Annotated in this window: 11 protein-coding genes; 8 read left to right on the top strand and 3 right to left on the bottom strand. The window is 45.2% G+C overall.

What is annotated here, in order from left to right; all coding sequences use genetic code 11:
* Nucleotides 1-14 precede the first annotated feature (14 nt).
* The 4 genes from atpG (at nucleotide 15) to glmU (ending at nucleotide 4,272) form a co-directional block, all read left to right on the top strand.
* On the top strand, nucleotides 15-881 hold the full coding sequence (gene atpG, locus VOR_RS0112095) for a F0F1 ATP synthase subunit gamma (RefSeq protein ID WP_010319967.1): 867 nt from the start codon (nucleotides 15-17) through the stop codon (nucleotides 879-881).
* Between the two features lie 34 nt (nucleotides 882-915).
* Nucleotides 916-2,319 carry a F0F1 ATP synthase subunit beta gene (gene atpD, locus VOR_RS0112100; RefSeq protein WP_010319968.1) on the top strand — a complete coding sequence of 468 codons (1,404 nt, stop codon included), beginning with the start codon at nucleotides 916-918 and terminating at the stop codon, nucleotides 2,317-2,319.
* Between the two features lie 18 nt (nucleotides 2,320-2,337).
* The gene (locus VOR_RS0112105) at nucleotides 2,338-2,760 is read left to right on the top strand and encodes a F0F1 ATP synthase subunit epsilon (RefSeq protein ID WP_010319969.1); all 423 of its coding nucleotides are present in this window, start codon (nucleotides 2,338-2,340) and stop codon (nucleotides 2,758-2,760) included.
* Nucleotides 2,761-2,910: 150 nt separating this feature from the next.
* Nucleotides 2,911-4,272, top strand: a complete 1,362-nt coding sequence (gene glmU / locus VOR_RS0112110; RefSeq protein WP_010319970.1) for a bifunctional UDP-N-acetylglucosamine diphosphorylase/glucosamine-1-phosphate N-acetyltransferase GlmU — start codon at nucleotides 2,911-2,913, stop codon at nucleotides 4,270-4,272.
* 66 nt (nucleotides 4,273-4,338) lie between these two features.
* Here glmU and punC read toward each other — a convergent pair whose 3' ends face one another.
* Entirely contained in the window at nucleotides 4,339-5,544 is a 1,206-nt protein-coding gene (punC, locus tag VOR_RS0112115) for a purine nucleoside transporter PunC (RefSeq protein ID WP_010319971.1), read from the bottom strand.
* A 148-nt stretch (nucleotides 5,545-5,692) separates the two neighbouring features.
* On the opposite strand from punC, the gene punR reads away from it, so the two are divergent.
* The gene (gene punR, locus VOR_RS0112120; protein WP_010319972.1) at nucleotides 5,693-6,598 is read left to right on the top strand and encodes a DNA-binding transcriptional activator PunR; all 906 of its coding nucleotides are present in this window, start codon (nucleotides 5,693-5,695) and stop codon (nucleotides 6,596-6,598) included.
* 66 nt (nucleotides 6,599-6,664) lie between these two features.
* Here the strand turns inward: punR and fadA are convergent, their stop codons facing one another.
* The gene (gene fadA / locus VOR_RS0112125) at nucleotides 6,665-7,840 is read right to left on the bottom strand and encodes an acetyl-CoA C-acyltransferase FadA (protein WP_010319973.1); all 1,176 of its coding nucleotides are present in this window, start codon (nucleotides 7,838-7,840) and stop codon (nucleotides 6,665-6,667) included.
* A gap of 14 nt (nucleotides 7,841-7,854) precedes the next feature.
* Nucleotides 7,855-10,026: a fatty acid oxidation complex subunit alpha FadB gene (fadB, locus tag VOR_RS0112130; RefSeq protein ID WP_010319974.1), complete on the bottom strand. Its 2,172-nt coding sequence runs from the start codon at nucleotides 10,024-10,026 to the stop codon at nucleotides 7,855-7,857.
* Between the two features lie 218 nt (nucleotides 10,027-10,244).
* On the opposite strand from fadB, the gene VOR_RS0112135 reads away from it, so the two are divergent.
* The 3 genes from VOR_RS0112135 to hemG are packed head-to-tail and all read left to right on the top strand — an operon-like array spanning nucleotide 10,245 to nucleotide 12,893.
* Nucleotides 10,245-10,868: a YigZ family protein gene (locus VOR_RS0112135; RefSeq protein WP_010319975.1), complete on the top strand. Its 624-nt coding sequence runs from the start codon at nucleotides 10,245-10,247 to the stop codon at nucleotides 10,866-10,868.
* A gap of 30 nt (nucleotides 10,869-10,898) precedes the next feature.
* Nucleotides 10,899-12,356: a TrkH family potassium uptake protein gene (locus tag VOR_RS0112140; RefSeq protein ID WP_010319976.1), complete on the top strand. Its 1,458-nt coding sequence runs from the start codon at nucleotides 10,899-10,901 to the stop codon at nucleotides 12,354-12,356.
* A 9-nt stretch (nucleotides 12,357-12,365) separates the two neighbouring features.
* Nucleotides 12,366-12,893 (top strand): menaquinone-dependent protoporphyrinogen IX dehydrogenase, encoded by a 528-nt coding sequence (gene hemG, locus VOR_RS0112145; protein ID WP_010319977.1) that lies wholly within the window; start codon nucleotides 12,366-12,368, stop codon nucleotides 12,891-12,893.
* Nucleotides 12,894-12,972: the final 79 nt, after the last annotated feature.

Below are 12,972 nucleotides of genomic sequence, written 5' to 3' on the forward strand. Positions count from 1 at the left end.
AAGAGAGTAAAACGATGGCCGGCGCAAAAGAGATACGTAATAAAATCGGTAGTGTTAAAAGCACGCAGAAAATTACGAAAGCGATGGAAATGGTAGCAGCTTCAAAAATGCGTCGTTCACAAGACGGCATGGAAGCTTCTCGTCCATACGCTGAAACCATGCGTAAAGTGATCGGTCATGTGGCGAATGCGAGTCTAGAGTATCGTCATCCTTATCTAGAAGAGCGTGAAGCCAAACGTGTTGGTTACATCATTATTTCAACAGACCGTGGCTTATGTGGTGGTTTGAACGTCAATTTGTTCAAAAAAGCACTGCATGACATGAAAGAACGGTCAGAGAAAGGTGCTGAGGTTGAGCTTGCGATTGTGGGCTCAAAAGCAACAGCTTTCTTTAGAAACAGTGGCGCCAAAGTGGCCGCTCAAGTCTCTGGTTTGGGTGATAGCCCAACCTTGGAAGATTTGATTGGTTCTGTTGGCGTGATGCTGAAGAAATATGATGCAGGTGAGTTGGATCGCCTATACATAGTGTTCAATAAATTTGTGAATACTATGGTTCAAGAACCAACGATCGATCAATTACTACCTTTGCCTAGATCGAATAGCGAAGAGATGAAACGCGAACATTCTTGGGACTACATTTATGAGCCTGAGCCAAAACCTCTACTGGATGCACTATTAATGCGTTATGTAGAGTCTCAGGTTTATCAAGGTGTAGTTGAGAATCTTGCTTGTGAGCAAGCTGCTCGAATGATTGCGATGAAAGCTGCTACTGATAATGCAAGCAACTTGATTGATGATTTACAACTTGTGTACAACAAAGCCCGTCAGGCGGCGATTACACAAGAACTATCGGAAATCGTTTCTGGTGCAGCAGCGGTTTAAGCTTAGGTAAAACAAACAGTTTAGAGGATTAACGATGGCTACAGGTAAGATCGTACAGATCATCGGTGCGGTAGTCGACGTAGAGTTCCCACAGGGCGAAGTACCAAGTGTTTACGATGCTCTGAATGTTGTGGATTCAAAAGAACGTCTCGTTCTTGAAGTTCAACAGCAGCTTGGCGGTGGCGTGATTCGCGCAATCGTAATGGGTAGCTCTGATGGTTTACGTCGTGGTTTGGTAGTTGAAAATACGGGAGCTCCAATTTCAGTACCAGTCGGTATTAAGACTTTAGGTCGTATCATGAACGTGCTTGGTGATGCGATTGATGAGCGTGGTGAAATCGGTGCGGAAGAACTTTACTCTATCCACCGCCCAGCTCCAAGCTATGAAGAGCAATCAAATGAAACTGCTCTTCTTGAAACCGGTGTAAAAGTAATCGATTTGGTTTGTCCATTCTCTAAGGGTGGTAAAATCGGTCTATTTGGTGGTGCTGGTGTAGGTAAAACCGTTAACATGATGGAACTTATCAACAACATCGCACTACAACACTCTGGTCTTTCAGTATTTGCGGGTGTTGGTGAACGTACTCGTGAAGGTAACGATTTCTACTATGAGATGCAGGAAGCGGGTGTTGTTAACATCGAAGAGCCTGAAAAATCAAAAGTAGCGATGGTTTATGGACAGATGAACGAGCCACCAGGCAACCGTCTACGTGTTGCTCTGACGGGTTTGACAATGGCAGAACGTTTCCGTGACGAAGGTCGTGACGTACTTCTGTTCATCGATAACATCTACCGTTACACGCTTGCTGGTACGGAAGTATCAGCACTGCTAGGTCGTATGCCTTCAGCAGTAGGTTACCAACCTACTCTTGCAGAAGAAATGGGTGTGCTTCAGGAGCGTATTACGTCAACTAAGCAAGGTTCTATCACGTCTGTACAGGCGGTATATGTACCAGCAGATGACTTGACGGACCCGTCTCCAGCCACAACGTTCGCGCACTTAGATGCAACGGTTGTACTTAACCGTAACATCGCAGCAATGGGCCTATACCCAGCGATCGACCCACTCGATTCAACGTCTCGTCAGCTAGACCCACTCGTCGTAGGTCAAGAGCACTACGACATCGCTCGTGGCGTTCAGCAGACGCTTCAGCGCTATAAAGAGCTGAAAGACATCATTGCGATCTTGGGTATGGACGAGTTGTCAGAATCGGATAAGCAAGTTGTATCACGTGCACGTAAGATTGAACGTTTTCTAACTCAGCCTTATCACGTAGCTGAAGTATTTACAGGTGACCCTGGTGTTTACGTACCTCTTAAAGAGACGCTACGTGGCTTCAAAGGTCTGCTATCCGGTGAATACGATGACATTCCAGAGCAAGCGTTTATGTACTGCGGTACTATCGACGATGCAATTGAGAATGCTAAGAAGCTATAAGGCTAACTAGGAGGCGATATGGCAACAATTACCTTTCACCTAGACGTCGTCAGTGCTGAGAAGAAAATTTTCTCAGGCCTAGTTGAAACGTTTCAGGTGACCGGAAGCGAAGGTGAACTGGGTATTTTCCATGGTCACGCCCCGCTACTGACCGCCATTACGCCAGGTATGGTTCGTATTGTTAAACTGCACGGCCACGAAGAAATTATTTATGTTTCGGGTGGTATTGTTGAAGTGCAACCGGGTACTGCTACAGTACTGGCTGATACGGCAATTCGTGGTGAAGAACTAGACGCAACCAAGGCAGAAGAAGCCAAACGCAAAGCTGAAGAGAATATTTCAAATCAGCATGGCGATATGAACTTCGCACAGGCGGCCAGCGAACTGGCTAAATCCATAGCTCAGTTACGAGTGATTGAGCTGACTAAAAAACGTCGTTAATGTGTTTTATAATTAAGACGTGATAGAAAAAGGCGGCCTATAGGTCGCCTTTTTGCTTATTTTTTAACAGAAAATTATTTAGTTAAATTAACTATCTCTTTAATTACCGCTAAAATGCGGCTTAACTTTTTTAACGTCAATAGGTTGTCAATGAAATTTAGCGCAGTGATTCTCGCAGCAGGTAAAGGTACTCGAATGTATTCTAATATGCCTAAAGTGCTGCACACACTGGCGGGTAAGCCAATGGTGAAACACGTAATTGATACGTGCAATAGCTTAGGTGCCCAGAATATCCACTTGGTTTATGGTCATGGTGGTGAGCAAATGCAGCAAGCGCTTGCCGAAGAGTCGGTTAACTGGGTGCTGCAAGCGGATCAATTAGGAACTGGCCATGCCGTTGATCAAGCCTCGCCTCATTTCCAAGACGATGAGAAGATCCTCGTGTTGTACGGTGATGTTCCATTGATCTCGGAAGAAACCGTGGAAAGCTTGTTAGATGCACAGCCTAATGATGGGATAGCCTTGCTGACTGTGGTACTGGATAACCCAACCGGTTATGGCCGTATCGTGCGTAAGCATGGCCCTGTGGTGGCAATTGTTGAACAAAAAGATGCCACTGATGAGCAAAAGTTAATTAAAGAGATCAATACCGGCGTGATGGTGGCAACGGGGCGCGATCTCAAGCGCTGGTTGTCAGGCTTAAGTAATGAGAACGCACAAGGCGAATATTATCTGACAGATGTTATCGCTGCAGCGCACAATGAAGGCCGCGCAGTTGAGGCTGTTCATCCTGCCAGCTCTATTGAAGTGGAAGGGGTAAATGATCGCGCTCAACTGGCTCGTTTAGAGCGTGCTTATCAAGCAACACAAGCGAAAAAGCTATTAGAACAAGGTGTGATGCTACGCGATCCTACGCGTTTTGATCTGCGTGGTGAATTACAGTGTGGGATGGATGTAGAGATTGATGCAAACGTCATCATCGAAGGAAATGTCTCTTTGGGTGATAACGTGATTATCGGCATGGGTTGTGTGCTTAAAGATTGCGAAATTGATGATAACACAGTGATCCGCCCATACAGCGTCATTGAAGGGGCAACCGTTGCAGAAAACTGTACCGTTGGGCCTTTTACCCGTTTACGTCCTGGTGCTGAACTGCGTAATGATGCGCACGTGGGTAACTTCGTGGAAGTAAAAAATACTCGTTTGGGTGAAGGTTCAAAAGCCAATCACTTAACTTATCTTGGTGATGCCGAAATTGGCCAGCGTGTTAATGTTGGAGCTGGCGTTATCACTTGTAATTACGATGGTGTCAATAAATTCAAAACTACAATTGGTGATGATGTGTTTGTCGGTTCAGACAGCCAGTTGATTGCTCCTGTGACGATCGCCAATGGTGCAACGATCGGTGCTGGTACTACGCTAACCAGTAACGTTGCTGAAGGTGAGTTAGTCATCACTCGCGCGAAAGAGCGTAAAATCAATGGTTGGAAGCGTCCTGTTAAGCGTGGCTAACGGATGAACGTTAAGTACAGCCGCTCATGATGAGCGGCTCTTTATATCAGTTATTATTAAAAATCATTACTCTTCATCACTGACCACACGCGCATTATCTGGTGCGGTGAAGTGTTGAGAAAGTTCGCGATTCGAGACGATATAGCCTATCCATAACCCGCCCATACAAATCATAATTGCAATACCTGTCACCATTTGTGCTTGGCTGGCCAACGTTGCGACCAATGCGCTGGCTAAACTACTAACGCAGATTTGTAAGCTATTTTGTAAACCCGCTGCAGTGGCTGGGCTTTGTTTGGCACTCGATAGTGCGCGGTTCACGACGATAGGGTAAAGCGCTCCGTTGGCAACTGCTATTAAGCAAAACGGTGCCAAAATTGGCCAAATGGAGGTCAGTTGCCACTGTGATGCAATGAATACTAATAAAGTGGCAACGCTAAAGAGGCCAATCAACTGCTTGAGCACTTTTTCGTCACCAAATTTATTCACTCCAACCTTACCTAAGTAGCCACCAACCATGAAAGCGATCGTTTGAGGAATAAAACTTAAACCGATATCTTTAGCGGCATAACCAAGGCGTGCCATAATTTCTGGCATCCCAGTCAAGTAAGCAAAGAAGGCCGCAGAAGCGCAAGCAAACATCATCACGTTACCCAAGTAGGTTTTAGTGCTGAGCAGAGCTTTGATATCTTGCTTAATTGAGGTTTGTTTGGGTTGTGATTGCTCATTTTTTTGAGCAAAAGTACAGGCGACAAGTACAATTCCCATTAATGTCAATGCCACAAAAATACTGTGCCAACCAAAGTTATCGGCCAGTAAGACGCCTAATTGAGGTGCAAGCGCTGGTGAAAGTGCGACTAAAGGCATTATTGTGGCGAATATTTTCTGGCTTGTTTTAGCTGGGTAGCGTTGAATTACCATTGCTTGCCAGATCACTGCGGGAGCACACACCCCTAAAGCTTGCACAAAGCGCAACGCTAATAATTGCCACACCTGCTCGCTAAAAGCTAAACCAAATGATGCCAAGGTGAAGAGAACTAGGCCAGCCGCTAAAGTGTTACGGTGACCATATTTATCGGAAGCTAAGCCCCATACTAGTTGACCTAACGCCAAGCCCACTAGAAATATTGTTAGTGATAAAGCGATTTGTTCTGGCCCAGTGGCAAAGTCCATTTCCATCGCTTTAAAGGCAGGGAGGTACATGTCTGTGGCAATGAAGCCAAGCATAGAGAGCGCGGCTAAGTACAGCAACTGTAATTTTGATGCTTTCATTTTTATTACCATTCAAAAAAATTAATCAATATTTGGCCAGCATTAATCTATGCCAACCTTAATTTATCTACTCATCTATTCTATTTTTCGTTTAATATTAAATGAAACGCTAAATTTGTTGGTTATTCATCAAAAAAATTGAAGGCTTATGTTTTCTAAATCCTCATTAGAAATGCTAGATACTGTCGCTCGGCTGGGTAGTTTTACTGCCGCTGCGGAGGTTTTGCATAAAGTGCCGTCAGCGATCAGCTACGGCGTTCGCCAAGTCGAACAAGATTTGGATGTGCTGCTGTTTCGCCGTTTACCTAGAAAGGTCGAACTGACGCCCGCTGGTGAGCTGTTTATGGTGGAGGCTCGCCAGTTGCTTAGGCAAATGGAAGAGATTCGTTCACAAACTAAACGCGCGGCGCATGGTTGGCAGAAAACGCTAAAATTGACGCTTGATAACGTGGTCAAACTCGACAAAATGAAACCGCTGGTGGAAGATTTTTATCGCACATTTGAGTTTGCTGAGCTGCAAATCAACATGGAAGTATTTAATGGCTCATGGGAAGCTATTGCGCAAGGTCGAGCTGACATTGTGATTGGTGCAACCTCTGCGATTCCTGTCGGTGGTGATTTTGAAGTGCGTGACATGGGCGTGTTGGATTGGGCATTTGTAATGTCTCCTCATCACCCTTGTGCTCAAGAGCCCTATTTAAGCGAAGATTTTGTCAGTCAGTTCCCGGCGATTTGTTTGGATGACACGTCAAGTGTATTACCCAAGCGGCATACGGATCACTACCCGCAGCAACTGCGCTTACTTTTACCGAATTGGTATAGTGCGATTGAATGCTTAAAAAATGAAGTCGGTGTGGGCTACATGCCAAGACACATTGCACAACCTTTGATTGTTGATGGTGGGTTGGTTGAACGGGTTCTCACCGTTGATAAACTGCTTAGTCAATGCTGTTTAGTGTGGCGCAAAGATGATAATCATAAATTGATCGAGTGGATGGTAAATTATCTGGGCAATAGCGATCAACTTTATCGTGATTGGCTTCAAGCTAAATAACCTAATAAGAAGAGCCAGCAGTGCTGGCTCTTAAAAAACTCTTCAGTGAGAAGGAAAACTGAATGGTTATGGGCGCTCAAAAATAGTCGCAATGCCTTGGCCTAAACCAATGCACATCGTTGCTAGACCATATTTGGCGTCTTTCGCTTCCATCAAGTTAATCAGTGTGGTGGATATGCGCGTGCCAGAACACCCGAGAGGGTGACCCAGTGCGATCGCCCCTCCATTTAGGTTAACCTTTTCATCCACCACATCAAGCAAACCGAGATCTTTCGCGCAAGGTAGAGATTGAGCTGCAAACGCTTCGTTTAACTCAATCACATCCATATCTTGCATGGTGAGGCCTGCACGCTGTAGCGCTTTATGGGTTGCCGGAACTGGCCCGTAACCCATAATTGAAGGATCGCAACCAGCGACGGCCATTGATTTCACGCGCGCACGAATCTTTAAGCCAAGCGCATTGGCTTTTTCTTCGCTCATGATCAACATCGCCGATGCGCCATCGGACAGAGCCGATGAGGTGCCTGCTGTTACAGTACCGTTGGCTGGGTCAAAAACAGGACGTAACTGTGCTAGCCCTTCAACAGTGGTTTCCGGGCGGATCACTTCATCAAAATCCAGCGTGAACAGAGTACCATCTTCAGCATGAGCCTCGGTGGGAAGGATTTCATTTTTGAAGCGGCCTTCAACGGTTGCTGCGTAAGCGCGTTGATGCGAACGAGCGGCAAAGGCATCTTGTTGCTCACGGCTAATGCCGTGCATTTTACCTAACATCTCAGCCGTTAACCCCATCATCCCCGCAGCTTTGGCAACGGTTTTTGACATGCCGGGATGGAAATCAACGCCATGGTTCATCGGTACGTGCCCCATATGCTCAATGCCGCCCACAAGGCAGATTTCAGCATCACCAACCATAATTGCGCGGGTGGCATCATGCAGTGCTTGCATTGATGAACCACATAAACGGTTAACGGTGACGGCACCAATTTCAATCGGCAAGCCAGCTAACAGTGCCGCATTACGCGCGACGTTAAAGCCTTGTTCTAAGGTTTGTTGTACACAGCCCCAGTAGATATCTTCGATCTCTTTTGGGTTAACTTGTGGATTACGGGCTAAAATGCCTTTCATCAGATGTGCAGATAAATCTTCCGCACGAGTATGACGAAAAGCCCCACCTTTTGAACGACCCATCGGGGTGCGTAGGCAATCAACAATTACGACATTTCTCTTATGTGAAGTCATTTGGACATCTCTCCTTAGATAGAACTTGCTTGTTGAGCACCGTAGAAGGTCTCGCCTTTTTCTGCCATATCAAGCAGCAGTTGAGGTACATGATACATCGCGCCCAATGCTTGGTATTGGCTTGCCATTGCAACGTAGTTTTGTAAACCAAGACTATCGAGATAGCGGAATACGCCGCCTCTAAAAGGAGGGAACCCCAAGCCGTACACCAACGCCATATCAGCTTCTTGGGGTGAGGCGATGATCTTCTCTTCTAAACAGAGTGCCACTTCATTGATCATCGGAATCATCATGCGCTCAATGATGGTTTGATCGTCAAAAGTACGTTTATCACCACATTCTACGTTAAGAACAGTGAGGACCTCTTCAGAGAAAGTTTTCTTCGGTTTGCCTTTCTTATCTAAAGTGTATTGATAGAAACCGCTGCCATTTTTCTGGCCATATTTATTGGCGTCAAACAGTGCATCAATAGCATCGAGGCCCTGTTTACCCATACGTTCAGGGAAACCTTGTGCCATTACTGCTTGTGCATGGTGAGCGGTATCAATACCGACCACATCTAGAAGATAAGCTGGGCCCATTGGCCAACCAAACTTACGTTCCATCACTTTATCGATTTGAGTGAAATCAGCGCCATCGCGCAGTAATAAACTAAAGCCACCAAAGTAAGGGAAAAGTACGCGGTTTACGAAGAACCCAGGGCAGTCATTGACCACGATGGGGGATTTACCCATTTTGGCCGCGTAAGCGACAACTCGATTGATGGTTTCATCGGAAGTGTGTTCACCACGAATAATTTCCACCAATGGCATACGATGTACTGGGTTAAAAAAGTGCATACCACAGAAGTTTTCTGGACGTTTGAGTGATTTGGCCAGTAGGTTGATTGGAATGGTTGAGGTGTTCGAGGTGATAACCGCATCCTCACCAACATTGGCTTCGACTTCACTTAGTACCGCGGCTTTGATTTTCGGGTTTTCAACCACAGCTTCAACAATCACATCCGCTTGCTCAATCCCAGCATAATGCAGGCTAGGCGTAATCGATGCGAGCACGCTAGCCATTTTAAAACCATCAATTTTTCCGCGCTCTAGCTGCTTGTTGAGTAACTTAGATGCCTCGGTCATACCTAAATTAAGGGACGATTGAGCGATATCTTTCATCAAAACAGGCACGCCTTTTATTGCCGATTGATAAGCAATGCCGCCGCCCATGATACCCGCACCAAGTACCGCCGCTCGGCCGGTTTCTTTATTGGCTGATTTGGCCGCTTTTTTTGCCAGTGCTTTAATATATTGGTCGTTGAGGAATAAACCGACCAAGGATTTCGCCGCTTCAGAATGAGCGAGCTTAACGAAGTGTTTACGCTCAATGGCCAATGCTTCATCACGGCTACAGCGCGCGGCTTCTTCTATTGCAATAACAGCCGTTATTGGCGCTGGATAATGAGGTCCGGCATGTTGTGCAACCAAGCCTTTGGCCATGGTGAAGCTCATCATGGCTTCTAATTTGCTGAGTGTCAGCGTGGACGTTTTTTGCTGGCGACGCATCTTCCAATCAACGGTTTCATTGATGGCCGATGTAATGGTTTTGAGTGCTGACTCAAGCAGTTTGTCGCTATCAACAATCGCATCGAGCAGCCCAATTTTAAGGGCTTCCTCAGCACGACATGCTTTGCCTTGAGTGATCACTTCCATAGCATTGTCGGCACCAATCACACGAGGCAGACGCACACAGCCACCGAACCCCGGCATAATACCAAGCTTTGTTTCCGGTAATCCTATGCTGGTGGTCGCGTCACCAATACGGAAATCGGTAGCGAGTACACACTCACATCCACCGCCTAGCGCGTGCCCTGTTAAAGCGGCTAGTGTCGGAACGGGTAGATCTTCAAGTTTGTTGAAAATGCTATTGGCAAATTGCAGCCATTGGTCGAGTTCTTGCGCAGGTTTAGCAAAGAGGCCTAAAAACTCAGTGATATCAGCCCCGACAATAAAAGATTCTTTATCGGAAGTAAGAATAAGGCCTTTCAGTCCTTGGTGGGCTTTTAGGGCATCAAGTGCATGGTTGAGCGATTCAAGAGTGGCAAGGTCAAGTTTGTTCACTGACTCCTTGGAGCAGAAACGCAACTCCGCAATACCATCTTGTAATTCCTTTACCTGTAGGGTGTTGGCTTGGTAAATCATTGTCTATCTCCGTGACATACAACCTTAAGATCGTGTGTGAGAGTTTTTGTTGTATTAATGGTTCTGGTTTGACCAGTATGTTTAGTTTGACCTGAGGATTGTTTAATTTCAATACATTTTTTAGACAACTGTTTAACATTGAGTGCAAATGGAGATCAGCGCTGCTTTTTTAAGTGCACGTGTTACACTCTTGCGATCCGCTCGATCTATGATTTCACATGAACGAACAACCTTATTTAATTCCAGTTTTGCCTACCCAATTTGAAGAGGAAATTAAAAAAAGCCTCTTTATTACCTATTTGGCCCACACTCCGAGTGTAGATGTTGCCAAAGCGTTCGTTGCGCAAATAAAGGCAAAACATAGCGATGCCAGACACAACTGCTGGGGCTTTGTTGCCGGACGACCGGAAGATTCGATGTTATGGGGTTTTAGTGATGATGGTGAGCCATCAGGGACGGCGGGCAAACCGATATTGGCGCAGCTAGCCGGATCGGGTGTCGGGGAGTTAACGGCCGTCGTCACTCGTTATTATGGTGGGATTCGTCTTGGTACTGGTGGATTAGTTAAAGCTTATGGTGGCGGAGTGCAACAAGCACTCAAGCAGCTTCAAACTATTGAGAAAAAAATCACCACAAAATTATCCCTAACGTTAGACTACGGTTTTGTGCCGATTGCTCAATCCATCATCGCGCAGTATGAAGCATTAGAAGTCGAAGCCGATTATAAAGAACAGGTTAAATTTCTTGTTGAGATAGAATTGCGCCATCTTGATGCTTTTACTCAAACTATCATTAATAAAAGCGGTGCAAAAGCTGTAGTGACCGCTATAAAAAATAATTAGGAAGTCAGAAGCTTCGCTTCAGAAAAAGCAATGCAAATTCGATCTATTATTCGTATCGTCGGGCTTTTGCTCGCGCTATTTAGTGTCTCTATGCTTGCCCCTGCGCTGGTGGCTTTGCTGTACCGCGACGGTGCAGGTGTGCCTTTTGTCACGACCTTTTTTGTCTTGTTGATGTGTGGTGGCTTTTTTTGGTTTCCAAACCGCCGCTATCGACATGAATTGAAAGCCAGAGACGGTTTTTTGATCGTTGTACTGTTTTGGACGGTTATCGGTAGTGCGGGTTCATTACCATTTTGGTTAGCGGATAACCCTAATGTATCGGTTACTGATGCGTTTTTTGAATCGTTTTCAGCATTAACCACCACCGGAGCAACCGTCATTGTTGGGTTAGATGAATTACCTAAAGCGATTTTGTTCTATCGGCAGTTTTTACAATGGTTTGGTGGGATGGGGATCATCGTTCTAGCGGTGGCCATTTTGCCAGTATTGGAAATTGGGGGAATGCAGTTATATCGAGCGGAAATTCCAGGCCCGGTCAAAGATACTAAAATCACTCCAAGAATCGCCGAAACCGCCAAAGCACTTTGGTACATCTATTTAAGCTTAACGGTTGCCTGCGCGACTTCTTTTTGGGCAGCAGGGATGACCCTATTTGATGCGATTTGCCATAGCTTCTCTACGATTGCTATTGGTGGGTTTTCGACTCATGATGCAAGCATGGGGTATTTTGATAGCTATGCGATCAATTTAATTACGGTTGTTTTTTTGCTCATTTCAGCCTGTAATTTTACGCTCCATTACGCGGCGTTTGCGACAGGTGGTGTCCATCCAAAATATTATCTTAAAGATCCAGAGTTTAGAGCTTTTGCTCTTATTCAGGTGATTTTGTTTGCGATTTGCTTTTCGATTTTGCTCGAACATCACACTTACGATTCTTTTTATGACGCTTTTGATCAGGCGCTATTTCAAACGGTATCCATTTCGACGACGGCAGGCTTTACCACTACGGGTTTTGCAGATTGGCCTTTATTCTTACCTGTATTATTGCTGTTTTCTTCATTTATTGGTGGCTGCGCGGGCTCAACTGGCGGTGGCATGAAAGTGATCCGTATCTTATTGCTTACCTTACAAGGTGCTCGTGAGATGAAACGCCTTATCCACCCAAGAGCCGTGTATACGATTAAGGTGGGCGGAAGTGCTCTTTCACAGCGAGTGGTTGACGCGGTTTGGGGGTTTTTCTCAGCGTACGCACTGGTCTTCGTGGTGTGTATGTTGGCATTGATCGCAACAGGAATGGATGAACTGAGTGCATTTTCTGCCGTCGCGGCAACATTGAATAACTTAGGGCCTGGATTAGGTCAAGTCTCCGTACATTTTGCGGATGTTAATGACAGTGCAAAATGGGTATTGGTTGTTTCGATGCTCTTTGGTCGCTTAGAAATTTTTACACTATTAATACTGCTTACCCCTACGTTTTGGCGCAGTTAAGGATATCCCGTGCAAAAAGCTCTTTTTCTCTATTCTTCCCGTGAAGGTCAAACCAAGAAAATTATTAACTATATAAAAGAGGAACTTTCTGAGTTTGATTGCGAACTTGCCGATTTACATCAAATTGAGGATATTGATTTAACTCTTTACGATCGAGTCTTAATTGGTGCTTCTATTCGCTACGGACATTTAAATAAAAAGCTTTATCAATTTATAGAAAAACATGCCGAGCAATTAGCACTCGCTAAAGCGGCGTTCTTTTGTGTCAACTTAACTGCAAGAAAAGAAGCGCAGGGTAAAGATACTCCAGAAGGAAGTGTCTATATTAAAACCTTTCTCAGTAAATCAGCATGGCAACCCAAGCTAATCGGAGTTTTCGCTGGTGCTCTTTACTATCCACGTTATCACTTTTTCGATAAGGTGATGATTCGTTTCATCATGTCATTGACTGGCGGTGAAACTGACACCTCAAAAGAAGTTGAGTACACAAACTGGCAAAAAGTATCTCTTTTTAGTGATAACTTTAAAAAATTGTAAATGAAAAGTCGATTTTTAGCGTCTTTTGGCTTTTTTCTGTTCGAACAAATAGAAAATCAAAAAAAACAGCAAAAATGGG

Source organism: Vibrio ordalii ATCC 33509 (assembly GCA_000257205.1).
GTDB lineage: Bacteria > Pseudomonadota > Gammaproteobacteria > Enterobacterales > Vibrionaceae > Vibrio > Vibrio ordalii.